13 protein-coding genes are annotated in these 15,841 nt (G+C 62.1%); 9 read left to right on the top strand and 4 right to left on the bottom strand.

The window, feature by feature from the left end; translation table 11 throughout:
- Positions 1-98 precede the first annotated feature (98 nt).
- Positions 99-1,283 carry an FG-GAP repeat domain-containing protein gene (locus GE027_RS19175; RefSeq protein WP_153558840.1) on the top strand — a complete coding sequence of 395 codons (1,185 nt, stop codon included), beginning with the start codon at positions 99-101 and terminating at the stop codon, positions 1,281-1,283.
- A gap of 144 nt (positions 1,284-1,427) precedes the next feature.
- Here the strand turns inward: GE027_RS19175 and GE027_RS19170 are convergent, their stop codons facing one another.
- Positions 1,428-1,676 carry a hypothetical protein gene (locus tag GE027_RS19170; RefSeq protein ID WP_153558839.1) on the bottom strand — a complete coding sequence of 83 codons (249 nt, stop codon included), beginning with the start codon at positions 1,674-1,676 and terminating at the stop codon, positions 1,428-1,430.
- A 118-nt stretch (positions 1,677-1,794) separates the two neighbouring features.
- Between GE027_RS19170 and GE027_RS19165 the strand changes: the two genes are divergently transcribed.
- Both GE027_RS19165 and GE027_RS19160 read left to right on the top strand, forming a co-directional pair.
- Positions 1,795-2,265 carry a DUF1579 domain-containing protein gene (locus tag GE027_RS19165; protein WP_153558838.1) on the top strand — a complete coding sequence of 157 codons (471 nt, stop codon included), beginning with the start codon at positions 1,795-1,797 and terminating at the stop codon, positions 2,263-2,265.
- Between the two features lie 145 nt (positions 2,266-2,410).
- Positions 2,411-3,922: a hypothetical protein gene (locus GE027_RS19160; protein ID WP_153558837.1), complete on the top strand. Its 1,512-nt coding sequence runs from the start codon at positions 2,411-2,413 to the stop codon at positions 3,920-3,922.
- Between the two features lie 252 nt (positions 3,923-4,174).
- On the opposite strand, the gene GE027_RS19155 is transcribed toward GE027_RS19160, so the two are convergent.
- The 3 genes from GE027_RS19155 to GE027_RS19145 all read right to left on the bottom strand — a co-directional run bounded on the left by GE027_RS19155 (position 4,175) and on the right by GE027_RS19145 (position 7,783).
- Entirely contained in the window at positions 4,175-4,459 is a 285-nt protein-coding gene (locus tag GE027_RS19155; protein WP_153558836.1) for a CHAD domain-containing protein, read from the bottom strand.
- Between the two features lie 146 nt (positions 4,460-4,605).
- Positions 4,606-6,540: an alpha-amylase family glycosyl hydrolase gene (locus tag GE027_RS19150; protein ID WP_153558835.1), complete on the bottom strand. Its 1,935-nt coding sequence runs from the start codon at positions 6,538-6,540 to the stop codon at positions 4,606-4,608.
- Between the two features lie 160 nt (positions 6,541-6,700).
- Positions 6,701-7,783: a cellulase family glycosylhydrolase gene (locus GE027_RS19145; protein ID WP_153558834.1), complete on the bottom strand. Its 1,083-nt coding sequence runs from the start codon at positions 7,781-7,783 to the stop codon at positions 6,701-6,703.
- A 221-nt stretch (positions 7,784-8,004) separates the two neighbouring features.
- Here GE027_RS19145 and GE027_RS19140 point away from each other — a divergent pair, with 221 nt between their 5' ends.
- From GE027_RS19140 to GE027_RS19115, 6 genes are all read left to right on the top strand, one after another.
- The gene (locus tag GE027_RS19140) at positions 8,005-8,928 is read left to right on the top strand and encodes a metallophosphoesterase family protein (protein ID WP_153558833.1); all 924 of its coding nucleotides are present in this window, start codon (positions 8,005-8,007) and stop codon (positions 8,926-8,928) included.
- A 33-nt stretch (positions 8,929-8,961) separates the two neighbouring features.
- Positions 8,962-9,594: a low molecular weight phosphatase family protein gene (locus GE027_RS19135; RefSeq protein ID WP_153558832.1), complete on the top strand. Its 633-nt coding sequence runs from the start codon at positions 8,962-8,964 to the stop codon at positions 9,592-9,594.
- Positions 9,595-9,711: 117 nt separating this feature from the next.
- Positions 9,712-10,104 carry a helix-turn-helix transcriptional regulator gene (locus tag GE027_RS19130; RefSeq protein ID WP_153558831.1) on the top strand — a complete coding sequence of 131 codons (393 nt, stop codon included), beginning with the start codon at positions 9,712-9,714 and terminating at the stop codon, positions 10,102-10,104.
- Between the two features lie 39 nt (positions 10,105-10,143).
- Positions 10,144-12,270 carry an ATP-binding cassette domain-containing protein gene (locus tag GE027_RS19125; RefSeq protein ID WP_153558830.1) on the top strand — a complete coding sequence of 709 codons (2,127 nt, stop codon included), beginning with the start codon at positions 10,144-10,146 and terminating at the stop codon, positions 12,268-12,270.
- Complete coding sequence (locus GE027_RS19120; protein WP_153558829.1) at positions 12,267-13,748, top strand: HlyD family secretion protein; 1,482 nt, start codon at positions 12,267-12,269, stop codon at positions 13,746-13,748. The genes GE027_RS19125 and GE027_RS19120 overlap by 4 nt, the downstream gene beginning before the upstream one ends.
- Before the next feature lie 224 nt (positions 13,749-13,972).
- Positions 13,973-15,634 carry a TolC family protein gene (locus GE027_RS19115; RefSeq protein WP_162006824.1) on the top strand — a complete coding sequence of 554 codons (1,662 nt, stop codon included), beginning with the start codon at positions 13,973-13,975 and terminating at the stop codon, positions 15,632-15,634.
- Positions 15,635-15,841: the final 207 nt, after the last annotated feature.

Below are 15,841 nucleotides of genomic sequence, written 5' to 3'. Positions count from 1 at the left end.
ACAGTCTTGGGACTGCACGGCTGTTAAACTATGATCGAATTCCGCTACCTCCCTCCTCCCCCTTGTCCCCCCCTTTTTTTCCGAAGGACCCTCCGTCGATGCGAAAGCTTTTTCTTTACTGCAGTGCGCTGGCGACCCTAGCCGCCGTCGATGTGTCTCTGGCCCAGCACCCGCTGAAGTTCGAAGTCAAACTGCTGGCGGTCGATAGCAACGAAGGCTGCGACGTGGCGGACGTCGACGGCGATGGCAAACTGGACGTCGTGGCCGGTCGCAACTGGTATCGCAACGGTGACTGGTTGCCGCGGCCGGTCCGGCTGATCGAAGATCGCAATGGCTACGTCCAGTCCAACGGCGAGTGGGCCTACGACGTCAACGGCGATGGGCGGCCGGATGTGATCAGCATGAGCTTCTTTTCGGGCGGCGTGTATTGGTACGAGAACCCCGGTCCCGAAGGGCTGGCCAAGGGGCATCTGTGGCAGCCGCATTTGTTGGTCGACACCGGTTACGGAACCAACGAGAGCAGCCATCTGTACGACGTGACCGGCGATGGACGTCCGGAGTGGATTTCGGATCAGTGGAACAAGGCCAATCCGTTGATCGTGTGGGCGTTTGCCGATTCCGATGGGGACGATTCCGGTGGAGACGGTGCGAAACCGACGTTGACCAGTCACTTGATCGGTGCGTCGACCGGTCACGGGATCGGCTTTGGCGATGTGAACAACGATGGCCGCGAAGACATCCTCGTCGGCAGCGGCTGGTATGAACGACCCGAGGGCGACCCGTTGGCCGGGCGTTGGCCTTACCACCAGGACTGGCAACTGCAGGCGCCCTGCCCGATGGTCGTCGAGGACATCGACGGCGATGGCATCACCGATATCATCGTCAGCCAGGCCCACGGCTTTGGAATCCATCTGTGGCGCGGTCTGGGCGAAGACGACAACGGCCAACTGGCGTTTGAAAAGACGTTGATCGACGACAGCTTCTCGCAGGCGCACTGCCTGCATATGACGGACCTCGATGGCGACGGCCGGCGAGAACTGGTGACCGGCAAACGCGTGCGCGCTCACAACGGCAACGATCCCGGGGGCACCGACCCGCCGATCATCCGCTACTACGTTTGGGATCCAGACGCCAAACAGTTCAACGGCTACACCGCCAACGAAGGCCAAGTCGGGACGGGCTTGCAGATCCGCTCGGCCGACATCGATGGCGACGGTGATATGGACCTGGTGTTCGCCGGCAAGGACGGAACCCAAATCCTGTTCAACCAACGAAAGGATTAACCAGCGACAGTGGCATAGGCTTCCAGCCTGTGAGCAGTGGCATAGGCTTCCAGCCTGTGAAAAGTGGCATAGGCTTCCAGCCTGTGAAAAGTGGCATAGGCTTCCAGCCTGTGAAAACCAAAAGCCTTTGCCCCTCCACCCCGCTCAGGAAGCGTAGGGATTGTTCGGGTCCAGCGGCTGGGGACCGGCGGCCCACTGACCGGGATCGCCGCCGGCGATCGCCAGTTGCTCGGCGCGGCCCTTACACTCCCAGACCTTTACCAGATACATCCCGATGAACACCAAGGCGGCGATCGAAAACAGGAAGCCGATACAGGGGATGATTCCGCACACCATCAGGATTGCGGCCGTCATGCCGGTTTGTTCGCCGCAGTCATCGGTGGGCTGGTTCATCGCCATGAAGTAGTCGATGAACGCGATGATAGATTAATTCTCCTAGAGCGTTTTCTCGACCGTGTCGGACCTTCGTCACGCGTCGTTTTCACTTTTTCACTCGACAAAGGGTCGACGGATGTACGCGAAACCGCAAAGCCAGCATCAATGGTTGGATCAGTTGCTCGGCGAGTGGGATTTTGAACACCGCTGCAAACTGCCCGACGGCAGTGAGCCCGTGACCACGGGCCAGATGCGATGTCGGTCGCTGGGCGGGTTGTGGTTGATCGCAGAAAGCGACGGCAAGACCGAGGATCAGCCCTGGTCGGCGATCATGACGCTGGGGTTCGACCCCGCCAAAGACGCCTTTGTCGGCACCTTTGTCGCTTCGATGATGGCCAATATCTGGCACTATCACGGCAAGCTGGACGCCGATGGCAAACGTTTGCCGCTGGATTCCGAAGGACCGAAATTCGATGGCAGCGGGACGTGCCGGTATCGCGATACGATCGAAGTCGTCGACGCCGACCAGTGGCTGATGTCCAGCGAGCTGTTGGACGAGAACGACCAGTGGCAACGCTTCATGACCGCTCGCCATACGCGTCGCTAAGCCTGTTTAAACGGGGCCATCCGGGTTTCTCGTGGGTTCATCCCAACTGCGGGTGCCTCCGAAAATCCACCATCCCTGGCTTTCCCACGACAAACCCGGAGGGACCAATCAATAGGCTCCTTCCTTCAACCGACCCGAGAAAACCATCATGCGACGCCGAATCCTTACCTGCACGCTACTCGCCGCCCTCGCCGGTTCGACCGCTTCGGCGGACCAGCCCCAGCAGTGGGACATCGATTCGCAGCAGCAGTGGCAACAACAAACGGCCGCCTCGGAAGGCCTCGAACTGCAAGAAGGCCTGGCCCGGCCCACCGGTAAACAAGCCACCTGGACCAGCAAACTGCGACGCTTCGATGCCAAACGTTCCGCCGCCGAAATCGTTCTCAGCCAGTGGGACCAGTGGAACAACTGGGAACCGACCGAAAACCTGGGACCGGTGAATCTCGGCGACGCCCCGGTGATGCTCAGTCTCGGTCCGGACAATTACTGGATGTTCGGACGGTATCGAAGTCCGCGTCGAGGCAAGCAAGCGGCTGCGTTCCAGCCCGAGCCCGCGGAACTGGAGGGCTTTGACATGCCGCTGCAGACCACGCCTTTCCAAAACCAGTTCGACGCTCCCGGCGGACTCAAGCCACGACTGGGCGGTTACCACGCCTGGCAAAGCAAGGACATGGTGAACTGGGTGCATCACGGTCCGATCACGGAAAAGCATGCGGCGTGGATGACCACGGCCGAATACGCCGATGGCAAAGCGTACTTCTACTACGATTTTCCCAACGACCAGGATCCTCATGTCTACGTCGACGACAATCTGTTCGACGGTTTGCCGGGCGAGGACAAAGGCATGGCGTACGACGACCCGTCGCACGGATCGGACTGCGGCATCATCCGCGATTCTGAAGGCCGCTTTCACTTGATCCTGGAAGACTGGAGTCCGATCAACGCCCGTACGCACGCCTGGGATTCGCCTTTGGCCGCCCATGCGGTCAGCGACAACGGGATCGATGGTTTCAAACTGTTGGACCCGCCCGTCGACCACCGCACCCAACCCACGGGACGAACCGGCACCTACACGCATCCGCACTGGGTGAAGGAAAACCCCGAACGCTTCAAAACCAACGTCGCCGAGTATCAAATTCATGAACCGGAGCAGAATGCGTATGGCGACTGGGCCGCGATCGCGATCGGCGGCCAGTACTACCTGTTCTGCGACTTCGACCCGGCCGACAGCAAGCAGATGAGCGTCGGCCGGTTTATCTCCAGCGACATCAACAAACCGTTTCAGTGGTGCGGTCACGTGGGCAAAGGCCACCCCGACCCCGATGTGATGTTCGCCAAAGGGCAGTTCTATCTGGCGACCCAGCAGGACAGCGACTTTGTCAGTCCCGGGCCGTGGGTCGAAAGCGTGCGGGTGCGCGTCGGGGTGGACACCGACAACGACGCCGCGGTCGATCAGTGGACCGAGTGGCAGGAGGTCAAAGAACGCTACGACCACATCCCCGGCTTTGCCAAACAGATCGCTCGCGAGCCTGCTCGATTAGGTTTGGACGAATTGCCGGCCGGTTATGGGTTCCAGGTGGAAGTCAAGATCGACGACCAAACGGAGAACGAATCGAAGCCCGTACTGGACGCGGTGACGGTGAAATTCGAATCGTAACGTAGCCGCTCGTCGCCAGACTTTGGGACGCTGGAGTCCAGGCATTAGCCGCCGGAGAGCAGGTTCCGGTCGCCTAAAGGCTAGACTCCAACCACGATGGCATCGGGGACTTCTCGCAGAATGAACGCGACAGTATCCGCACGCCGATGCAGTGGTCTGCGGAACCGGCCGGCGGCTTTTCTCTGGCCAATGCGGAACACTTTATCCGGCCGATTGTCAGCGACGGTGCGTTCTCCTTCCGCGAGGTCAACGTCACGGACCAACAATGCGATACCGATTCCTCGTTGATCGCAGTCCCACCGTTAGGGCGGTGTCACGGAAGCAGGCGTTCTCCTTGGCGTACGTCTTCTCCATTGCCGGCCGCACCAGTCGCAGCAGACCACGGAGTTTTTTGCAGCGCTTGCGCAGTTGATGGACGGCTTGGGGACGCGACAAGCGGGGATCGTCCAATTCCGCAACGGCTTTGTCGATCTGTTCGCAGGCGATTCGGCGAACGGCCTGCTCAAGCGATTCCTCGCGTTTGATTTGGTAGCTCATGGTGGGGGGTGTTTTTCGTGACGCTGGGGAACCGTGGGCTAGCGCCCGGCGGCTGATGAACCGCTGGCAGGGGCTGTGCCGCCCTTCGGGCTAGGATAGTGGCATAGGCTTCGGTGCCTGTGAACAGCCCCTCCGTGGCTGAGCGGCTACCGCGTAAACACCAGCACGCTGTTGGGCGGGATCGTGACGCTGGCCGTGGCGGGCAGGCCATCGCGCGACTCCCGGTGAGCTTCGACGCTGCCGCCGTTGCCGCGCGGGGCGTAGTCGTCGTAGGCATCGCTGTTGAATCGCTCGCGCCAGAAACCGGCGTGGGGAAACGCCAGCTGGTAATTCCAGAACACGTCGTCGTTCCAGCTGACCACAACCACCACATCGCGGCCCACATTCGGGATCCAGCGTTGGAACGCCAAGATGCGGTCGTAGGGGTTGGCGTGAAACGGATTTAGGCCTTCTCCCCGCAGGGCCGGTTCGTCGCGGCGCAGCCACACCAGGGCTTCCATGTACCGGTGAAAACGTTGCATGTGCAGGTCCTTGCCCCCATCGAGGCCCTCCCACCAGATCAGCAGTTCGGCGTGGTTCGCGGCGTCGTCGGCCCAGCGTTTGTCTTCCAGGAACTCCTGTCCCATGAACAACATGGGAATGCCCGGGGCGGTCAACAGCAGGCCGGCCGCCACGCGGGCGCGGCTGCGCGCGTACCAGGAGCGCGTGTTGTGGGCATCGCCCAGCCGCGGCACGCGGTGGCCCCGCCCTCGATAGACCTCGTCGTGGCTTTCCACATACTGGACCGCTCGCCAAGCATCCAAGAAGTGCGGCGCCCATAGTTGACTGGCCAGCCGATCCACGTCCACCGAAGACGACTCGCCAAAACTGGCGCTGCGAACTGCCCCGCGGATGCTGGTGCGAAGCCCGTCGTGCCAGCAGGCATCGAAACCCGCCCCGCCGTGTTCGGTAAAACGGACGACGTGCGGGTCCACGCCCCAGTACTCGGCGATCTGGACCGCCGAAGGGTCGACATAACGCACGGTGCTGGTCAGATCCTGGCAGAACCTCCACCCGTCGTTGGCGTTTTGCTCCACGATCACGCTTGTCTGGTCGTAGCGGAAGCCGTCGACGTGGTATTCCTTCAAAAACGAGACGGCGTTGTCGATCAACAACTGCCGCACTTCGCTTTTCCAGATCGCCCACACCGGTCCGGTGTGATCCTGGTCGGTGAAGTACAAACTGTCATTGGGATCGGTGCCGGCCGCGCGATCAAAGAAGTACAGGCTTTCCGGATCGTCCTTCACCTTGCCGCCGGCGTGGTTGTAGACGACGTCCAACAGCACGGCGATATCGTTCCGATGAAATAGCTCGATCACGACTTTTAATTGGTCGCACTGGCTGTCCAGACCCTGCGGATCGATCGCCGGCAAGCCGTGCCGGCTACGCAAGCCGTTGACCATCGGTAGGTAATCGGCCAACTGGTCGCGAGCGACCGTGTAGTCCATCTCTGGCGAAAAGATATCCGTGCCCTCGTAGCCCAGGCTGCGCGGGTTCATGAACTCCACCATCGGCAACAACTTGATCGCGTTGATGCCCAGGGCCTTCAGGTAGTCGAGCTTGGAAAGCAGATCAAAGAAGGTGGCAACCCGCCGCTCGCGGTTTGGACCGTAGAACACGCCCACGTGCAACTGGTAGATGATCAGGTCGTTGAAGGCCGGCGGGCGGTAGTCGTGGTCGTGCCACTGGTAGCGATCGGGATCGCGGACGACACAGTCGCTGTTGGGCCAGTTGCGGGTCAGCTCCCGCGCATACGGATCGCGCTTCCAACCGGTCGAACCGTGGCCCTCGACCCAGAATTTATATTTGTCGCCATCGCGGGCTCCAGGAACAAACCCCACCCAGTAGTCACCGTGGCGAATGAGTCCCGCGGCTGGCGGCGGGGGCGTTTCCCAGCCATCGGTCCAGCCGGCAAAATCGCCACGCAGATACACGGCTTTCGCACGCGGTGCCCAGCAACGAAACGTCACTCCGGATTTGTCCGCCACGACGTTTGCACCCATGGCCAAGGCGGTAGGGTTCTGTGGTTCCAGAATCAGCATTGAGATCCGCCCCAAAAAGAGTCGCTCGGCTGTCCAAAGTAGCTCGGCTGTCCAAAGTAGCTCGGCTGTCCCAGCCGAAAAGCCGAAAGGCCGAGAAGCCGAGAAGCCAAAAAACATCCTACTCCAATCCCAGGTCGGAATCGCCGCAACATTTGATCAGCTACGGCGGCGGAGCGCCGCGCTGGAACAATTCCAACCAACCCAGCGTCAGCGCTTGCGGAATCGTTTCGGCCCCGCGCAATTCCTCGGGCGTCTGGCCCCAGTAAAATCCGATCCAACCCGCGGCATGCTCGCGTGAGGCATCGAGAAAAACGCTCAGTTCCTCGGCACTACACTTCAGCGGAAACGTTTCCTCGATGACAACCGGCTTGCCTGCGGCCGCGAATCCCCGCAGCGTCTCGATCGCTTCGTCCACCTTGCCCGTTTCCGGATACAGGTGCACGGCGATAAAATCCAGGTCCTCGGCCACCTTTGTGGGATCAAATCCTGAGGTCATCCCCGGGCGGTCCAGGCTCCAGGGCACCAAGCCGACGGTGATCAGATGCCGCCCGTCGTGTTTGCGGATCGCCGCGACCAGCTGCGCGATCCACTGTTTCGCCACCTCGGATCGCTTGCGTCCGGCGCGATCCAGCGAAATAAATTGCACGAAATGCTTTCCGGCAAAGGCCGGTCCCAGCCAATCCTCGCGAGGCTTGTTGCCGCCGGGCACGACCGGTTCGTTCATCAAGTCGTAGCAGAACACGGCAGGGCTATCGGCACAGGTCTCGGCCACCACTTCCCAGAACGCGGCTTGCGCCTGCCAACGCTCCGCCTCCGATAGAGCGTCATACCACGCCGGCACGTCGGCCTTGTGATAACAGCCCAGGCCGGTCAGGTCCAAGTACAGCCCGGTTTGCTCGGCCAGCCGAAGCAGACGGGTTAACTTTTGCCGAGCCCTCGGCCGAGCCTCCGTGGGACTTTGCATCAGCGCGGCGAACTGCAAATGGATGCGAACCACGTTGGCCCCCAGGGCCTTCATTTCCTGAAAGTCCTCGATCACCCGCGGCCATTCTTCGTCCCAGTACTGCTCGATCAACTGACCGTTGGCGTCGCGGTCGTAGTTGAACCCCCAAGGCACAAAGGCGTCCTGTGAATTGGCCAACTTAAATCCGCGGCCATCGTCGGAGATCTGGACCCGTGGCATGTCCGCAGCCGATACCGAGGCCAGCGAAATCCCGTAATAAACAAGCAAGACAAGACGCATGGAAAACCTCCAAGTGGAGCGGATGCCGAGATTGTATCACGCCTTTATGGCGTGACGCCGAAGATGGAAGAACCTCGGCGAGCGTTTCCCCGGCGTCTCCTTGGGCGACGGTGCCACCACGCGGGCTTGCTTGAAGTCGCCCGACTTTGCGGGTGTTATCATGGAAGGTCCAAACTCTGGCGCGTTTCAGCTACGGAAAATAGTTATTACTTGGAGCAAGCATGAACCATCCCCGGCCCCTTCGACGGCTCGGCCGCCGAGCCTTTCTGGAAAACGGCACTCTTGTTCTGGCCGCCGCGTCGCTGTCGCCGGTCGCCTCGCTGGCTGCGGCCGACGCGCCCTCGGTCCGGCTGGGCCTCGTGACCGATCTGCACCACGCCGATAAACCGCCCGGCGGATCGCGTCACTACCGGCAAACGCTGAACAAGCTGGACGAAGCCGCTCGGCAATTCGCCCGGGACGAGCCGGACTTCCTCGTCGAACTGGGCGATTTGATCGATGCTGCCGATTCGGTCGCGACCGAACAGCGGTACTTGAAGACCGTCAACACAGCGTTCGCCAAGATCTGTTCGCAGCGACACTACGTGCTGGGCAACCACTGTGTCGACACGCTGACCAAAGCGGAGTTTCTGGGTGAGGTCGGACAGGCCAAGTCGTACTACTCGTTCGACCGCGGCGGCTTTCACTTCGTGGTCCTCGACGCCTGCTTCCGCAGCGACGGCCAGCCCTACCAGCGAAAGAATTTTGTCTGGACCGACGCCAACATCCCGCCGGCGGAACTGGAGTGGTTGGCCGCGGACCTGGCGGCCACCGACAAGCACGTGGTCGTGTTCGCCCACCAGCGGCTGGACGTCAGCAATAGCCATGGCGTCAAGAACAACGCCGCGGTGCGCAAGATTCTGGAAGCCTCCGGCAAGGTGCGAGCCGTGTTCCAGGGGCACAGTCACCGCAACGATCTAAACGAGATCGGCGGCATCCATTACTGCACCCTGGTGGCCATGGTTGAAGGCTCCGGCGCCGAGAACAACGGCTACTCGTTGTTGGAAGCGGCCGCCGACGGTACGATTCGCCTGACCGGTTTCCGCCAACAGGACAATTACCAGTGGAGCCGTTCGCCCTCGGTGGACGCCGAGCCGGACCCCTGAAGAGATGCATCTGAACAACACAAGGTAAGCAGCATGAACACGCCGCTGGAACTGTTTCCCGAATTGTCGCGGTTCCTCGCCGCGCGGGAGGCCGAGTTCGACAAGATCTCCTCGGCTAGGAGAACCGAACTGAAGCAGCTCGGCCGCTACGTGCAGGACCGTCTGGCTGCCGGCGACGCGGCTCGGTTGACCTTTATCTGCACGCACAATTCCCGCCGCAGTCACCTCTCGCAGATCTGGGCCCGGGTCGCTGCCGACGCGGTAGGACTCTCTGGTGTACAGACCTTCTCCGGCGGCACCGAAGCGACGGCCATGAATCCGCGCGTGGTCGACAGCCTGCGGCGCAGCGGCTTCCGCGTCGAGACCGACGATGCCAACTCCACCAATCCGGTTTATCAGGTGCACTACGCCGCAGGCGCCGATCCGCTGGTGTGTTTTTCCAAGGTCTACGACGAAGCGCCCAATCCCTCGTCGGGTTACTGCGCCGTGATGACCTGCTCGAGTGCCGACGATGCCTGCCCCATCGTGCCCGGCTGTGAGCTGCGTCTGCCGATCCGCTACAAGGATCCCAAGGACGCCGACGACACGCCCGAGGAGTCGGCCGTCTACGACCGGCGCTCCCGCCAAATCTGCCGCGAAATGCTGTTCGCGATGCAGCAGGCTTGACGATACACGATAATTAATTGACGACTTTCGTTTCGTGTATTAGTATTCGCTTGTTGCCGCTGGTGGTTGGAGAGGCCGGTGGTGGTTGGGGAGGCTTCGTAGAACCCGGTGCGAGACATGAAAACCAGCAAGCGAGGACGGCGCGGGGCGTTGCCCAAAGGCTCCGGTGGCCAGCCGGCCCGAGCCGCGGAGACGAACCGCAGCGGGGCGGCGGAGACGAACCGCAGCGGGGCGGCGGTGCCCTGGACTTTCCTGACCAACCATGCGCACGTGCTGATCGTGCTGGACTCCGAGCCCGATCTGGTGCTTCGCGAGGTCGCCCTGCGGGTAGGGATCACCGAGCGGGCGGTGCAGCGGATCGTCCAGGAGCTGGAGGAGGAAGGATACCTGAAGCGTGAACGCGTCGGGCGGCGCAATCACTACAAGATCATCGACGCGGAGCACTTGCGGCATCCCGTAGAGTCCCACTGCACGATCGGGCAGGTGCTGCAGTTGGTCAATCGAAGCTAGCCCCGGCGGGCGGCTGATACTCGTTTTGAGTTTGCGCCTATGATCGCCGAACCCCCTTCTTCGCTGTCGACATTGCCCGGCGTGCTGGTGCGAATCAGTCGCGAGTGCGAGTCGGCGATCGAACATTTGCAGGCCGAGCAATTGGTTCGCGAAGCCCGGACGGCTTGGCCCGGAAGCGAGCCGGAGCACTGGGCCAAGTGGTTGACCGAGGCTTGTCGGAGTCTGAATCTTCGCGTCATCGAAGCCGACTTGGAGCTGGAAGCTGCGCGGCGTCTGGCCGACGATGGAGCGACCGTGGTGGGGCTGTGGCGACCCGATGACGGGCCCCTGATCCTGCTGGGCCGCAAGCACGTTGCCGAAGGAGAGATCGATGAACGGCGGCGGATCTCGACGGCCCATTTGAGAGCCGCACGGGAGGCCTCTCCGGCCCCGCAGCGGTGGTTGGTCGTGACGCATGCGGAGCACTTCGAGGCCGGGGCAGGCGAACGGTTGGCCGAGCGGCCGCTGACCCGCCTGCTGCGGCTGCTGCAGCCCGAATGGAACGACATCTGGTTGGTGCTGCTGTTCGCGTTCTTTGCGAGTGTGCTGAGTCTATCGGTGCCGATCGCAGTGGAAACGCTCGTCAACACGATCGCGTTTGGCCGAATGTTGCAACCGGTCGTGGTGTTGGCAGCGATCCTGTTCGGTTTTCTAGCGTTTGCTGGATCGATGCGAGCGATGCAGACCTACGTTGCCGAAATCATCCAGCGTCGACTGTTCGCTCGCGTCTCGGCCGACTTTGCGCATCGCCTGCCCGGTATCGACCACGCTCGCTTGGACGGCGCCTACGCACCGGAGCTGGCCAATCGTTTTTTGGCGGTCGCCACGATGCAGAAGGTTGTGGCCCAGTTGCTGCTCGACGGTGTGAACATCGTCCTGGCGACGCTTGTGGGGATGACCGTATTGGCCTCTTACCATCCCTGGCTGCTGGGTTTCGACGTGTTGTTGCTGGGGTTGGTCACGACGGGGTTGGTCGTGCTTGGCCGAGGGGCGATCCGCACGGGGATCGACGAGTCGAAGTACAAGTTTCGGCTCCAGGCCTGGTTTGAGGATCTCACCCGCTGTCCGACCGCCTTCAAGGCCGAGGGCGGCGCGGAGTTTGCCGCCGACCACGCGAACCTGCTGGCCACCAGCTATCTCCGCCACCGCCGGGCTCATTTCCGCGTGCTGTTTCGGCAGATCGTGTTTGTGCTCGCCTTGCAGGCGATTGCCGGCACGATTCTGTTGGGCGGTGGCGGCTGGCTCGTGATTCGCGACCAGTTGTCTCTGGGCCAGCTGGTCGCGGCGGAGCTGATCGTGTCGATGATTTTGGCTTCGATGGCCAAGATCGGAAAACATCTCGAGGGCTTCTACGATCTTGTAGCGGCGATCGACAAACTGGGGATCTTGTTTGATTTGCCGCTGGAGCATCACGACGGCATGCTGGCGCTAACCTCCGAAGCGGAGGGCATCCGCGTGGCGCTGAAGAACACGCAGATCGCTGGCGTCGAGGGGCTGGCCTCCGAAGGCCTGCACCTGCAGATCTCGGCGGGAGAACGCGTCGCGTTGTATGGGCGGTCGAATTCGGGAAAGTCGGCGCTGTGTCAGGTGTTGTATGGTGCGAGCAAACCCCAGGCGGGGCGGGTTACGTTGTCGGGCTTGGAACCCACGGATCTTCGTCCGGATGTGCTGCGTGATGCCGTGGCCCTGACGGCCGAACCCGAGATCTTCGATGGGACGCTGGCCGACAACGTTCACCTCCGCCGCCGCGAGCTGGGCACCAAGGAGACCCTGGCCGCGTTGGAAGCCGTGGGATTGCTGGAGACTTGTCTGGACCTGCCCCAGGGCCTGGCGACGCCGCTGACCGCCGCGGCCGCGCCGCTGACCGGTGGCCAGCAGCGGCTGTTGATGTTGGCCCGCGCGATCGCGACCAAACCCAAGCTGTTGTTGATCGATGCCACGCTGGATGCCTTACCCGACGAACAACTCGATACGGTCCTTGCTGCTGTGCTGGATCCGCAGCAAGCCTGGACCGTGGTTCTGGCCACCGGACGCCGCGACATCGCCGACCGGATGCCGCGAACGGTCGAGCTGACTCCGCTGCCCTCGCCCGGTCTGGCTGCCTCGTTGACTGGGAGAGAGTCATGAAACGAAGTCGACCCCACGGCCTACGCCTGCTCCACCGACGGTCCGCTCGGACCACGGTTTGGAACGAGTATGAGGAAGAAAAATTCCCGGCGCTGCGGTTGGCCCGCGTGACGCGTTCGGTCCGCCGTCTGGGCCGCTTGCTGGTCGTCCTGCTGATCCTGACCACTGTGGCGATGCTGTGGGCTCCGTGGCAGCAGTCGATCCGGGGAGCGGGGGCGGTCGTCGCGTTTGATCCCTTTGAAAGACCGCAGACGATCGAAGCGCCGGTCAAGGGGCGGATTGCCGAGCGCGGCGAAGGGGTCGCCGAGAACGCCTACGTTACCAAAGGCCAGCTGCTGTTTCGCATCGAGGATCAAGACCCGCTGTACCTTTCCCGCCTCGAACAACAGGTCGCCAATGCGCAGGCCGAGCTGGCCGTCGCCCAGGAACGTTTGCAGCGCAGCCGCGAGCTGAAGGAGAACAACCTGCGGATCGTCCAGGTCACTCGCGACGAACTGGCCGCCATGCGCTCGGCCCGCGACGAATTGGTGGCCGCCTACGACCGCTTTGTCGAACAAGCCGCCAACAAACTCGCGGCGCAACAGAGCAAGTTGGCCGCCGCCGAAGCCAAACGCTGGCAACTGCAGATTGATTTCGAACGCAAACAGCAGCTTTTCCAGGAAGGTATCGAGTCGCAGCTGAAGGCTCAGGAGAGCGAGCAAAAGTATCGGGACGCCGAAGCCAACGTCCAGGTGGCCCAGCAGGAGATCGAAAACGCCCGCAACGGACTCGAAGGCAAACGCCGCGAACGCGAAGCCAAACGCCAGGAATGGGAAGCGAAAATCAACAAGGTCGCTTCGGAATTGGAAAAGGCCAAAGCCGACGTGGGCAAGGCCGAGATCGATATCAACAAGACGTCCGAGGAGATCAACCAAAAACAAACCAAGTTGATCGATCAACAACGCAAGCTGGCCGTCCAGCAGACTCAGGAAGTGCGGGCTCCGCGCGACGGCTACGTGATGAACCTGGCCGTCGTCGATTCCTCCTCGATCGTCAAACCCGGTGATCAATTGTGCCGGATCGTGCCTCAGACCGAGAACCCCGCGGCGCAGGTGTGGGTTTCGGGCAACGACGCTCCTCTGGTCAAACCGGGCAGTCACGTGCGGCTGCAATTCGAAGGTTGGCCGGCGGTACAACTCTCGGGCTGGCCCAGCGTGGCGGTGGGCACTTTTGGCGGTCAGGTCGCACTGGTCGATGCCACGGACAACGGTACCGGAAGATTTCGGGTGGTCGTTGTCCCGGACCCCGAAAGCGAGCCCTGGCCGGAGTATCCCTACTTGCGACAGGGCGGCCGCGTAAATGCCTGGGTCCAGCTGGACCAGGTGTCGCTGGGATACGAGGTCTGGCGAAGAATGAATGGTTTCCCGCAGTCGCTCGATGCCGTTGGAGAACTCCCCAAGGAAGAGAAAACCAGCAAGCCGCCAAAGGTTCCAATTTAGCTGGTCGTTAAAGTCTGCTGTGTGGTGGCAGGCTTTGCGGATTGCTGCGGCTCGGTTGATCCGCTTGGTCGGGTTGTGCCGATTGCATGCTAATGCCCGCGCGAAGTGCGGCCGTGCAGCGTGCTGTTTTCCTCTCTGGCTCTCCGATGCGTCCTCTTTATTCTCTCTGCGCCACCATCGCGGTCTGCCTATCGGGCTGCCAAAGCGGCGTCCCGCACCGCGCAGTGCCTGAGCCGCAGGCGCTAGCCTCGGGCCTCACTGCGCAAACCGACCACCACCGCACGCCTTCGGCAACAACCGGCGGCGTCGCCCCCACCGTCACCACGGTCGCTTACAAACCCGACGCCCCCGCCGTATCGGACGTCCCGGAAACCGGATCAAAACCGGTCGGTGGCGTCGTCGACGGTCCTGTGGAACAGCTCCGCATCCCTGCCGACGAACCCGTCGACGAACCCGTCGACGAACTTTCCGTCCAGCCCCTCGACGACCGGGCCGCCGACACAACGGTCGAGTCGATTTCGACGCCGCAGCCGATCTCCACACCCACGGTGACGGCCTTGGCCGCGTCGGTCCGACGGCATTACCCGCTGATCCAGCAGTCGTTGGCGGCGCGCACGATCGCTTCCGGCGAAGTCCTGGCGGCCAACGGCGCGTTCGACCACAAACTGGAAGCGGCCAGTGAATCCCAGCCGCTGGACTACTACGAGAACTACCGTCACAACATCGGCGTTAAACGAGATACCTACTGGGGCGGACAGGTGTTTGCCGGATACCGGATCGGCCGCGGTGAGTTCGAACCGTGGTACCGAGAGCGGGAAACGAATAAGGGTGGCGAGTTCAAAGCGGGAATTGTCGTGCCCCTGGCAAAGGATCGAGCGATCGATGCGAACCGAGCTGAATTATGGCGTGCCCAGCTGGAACGCCAGCGCGTGGAACCGGAGATCCGTGCGATGGTGATCGCTTCGGTTCGCGACGCGACGGTCGCTTACTGGCAGTGGGTCGCGGCGGCGGCTGGCTACCGCATCGCCGAAGGCGTTTTGAAGTTAGGTGTCGATCGCCGCAGCTATCTCCAGCGCCAGGTGTCGTTGGGCGAGAAGGCCGAGATCGAACTGGTCGACAACCGGCGAATCATCCTTTCGCGAAGTGCCAAAGCCGCCGACGCCCGTCGCAAGCTGCAGCAGGCGGCCAGCAAGCTGTCGCTGTATCTTCGAGATGACGTCGGGCGACCGATCGAGCTGGACATCGACACCGCCCGAGCGACCTTCCCCGACGCCCTGCCCCCGGAGGCCTGGGGCGACGCGCCAGACCTGGCCCTCGCCCAGCGGAACCGTCCGGAACTGGAGCAGCTTCAGCTGGCCCGGCAACAGTTGATGGTCCTCTTGCAACAGGCCCGCAACGAAACCCTGCCCGAGCTGGACGCCGGGCTGCTGGCCGCTCAGGACGTGGGCGAACCGACCAGCAGCAAACGCGATAAGTCCGAATTTGAAATCGAAGCGGCCGTCACGTTTGCGGTCCCCGTCCAGCGACGCAAAGCTCTGGGCAAAGCCCGGCAGCTGCGGGGCAAACTGGCTCAGGTACAGGCCAAGACCCAGTTCGCCGCGGAGAAGATCACGATCGAAGCGGAGGTCGCCCACGCCGCTCTGCTGGCCGCCGCCCAGCGCGTCGAGCAAACCAGCGAAGGGCTGGAGTTGGCCCAGCGGATGCAAGCCGCCGAGCAGCGGCTGTACGAAGCCGGTCAGAGTACGCTGTTCAACTTGAATCTGCGCGAACAGCAGACGGTCGAAGCGGCGGTCGATCGCGTCGCAGCCCTGTACGACTACCACGTGGCCGCGGCCGACTACGCCGCCGCCCTGGGCTACCAGTCCAGCGAAGCGTTGCAACCTTAGCATACCCTAGTGGCATAGGCTTCCAGCCTGTGTCGATTCCGGCGACACCCAAGCGACTACTGCGCAGAAGAGGGAGGTATCAAGCCTCCTGACTCCGGCGGATTCTATGTGCGGCTCGGAACGATAGAATGTAACGTTTTCTCCCCTAGTATCTCTCGGGTTGGCAGTTTCCATCTGTTTTGAACATGCTGGTGGCTGTTGATGCTT

Source organism: Roseimaritima sediminicola (assembly GCF_009618275.1).
Taxonomy (GTDB): domain Bacteria; phylum Planctomycetota; class Planctomycetia; order Pirellulales; family Pirellulaceae; genus Roseimaritima; species Roseimaritima sediminicola.
This window is presented reverse-complemented; position numbering and strand designations above follow the sequence as displayed.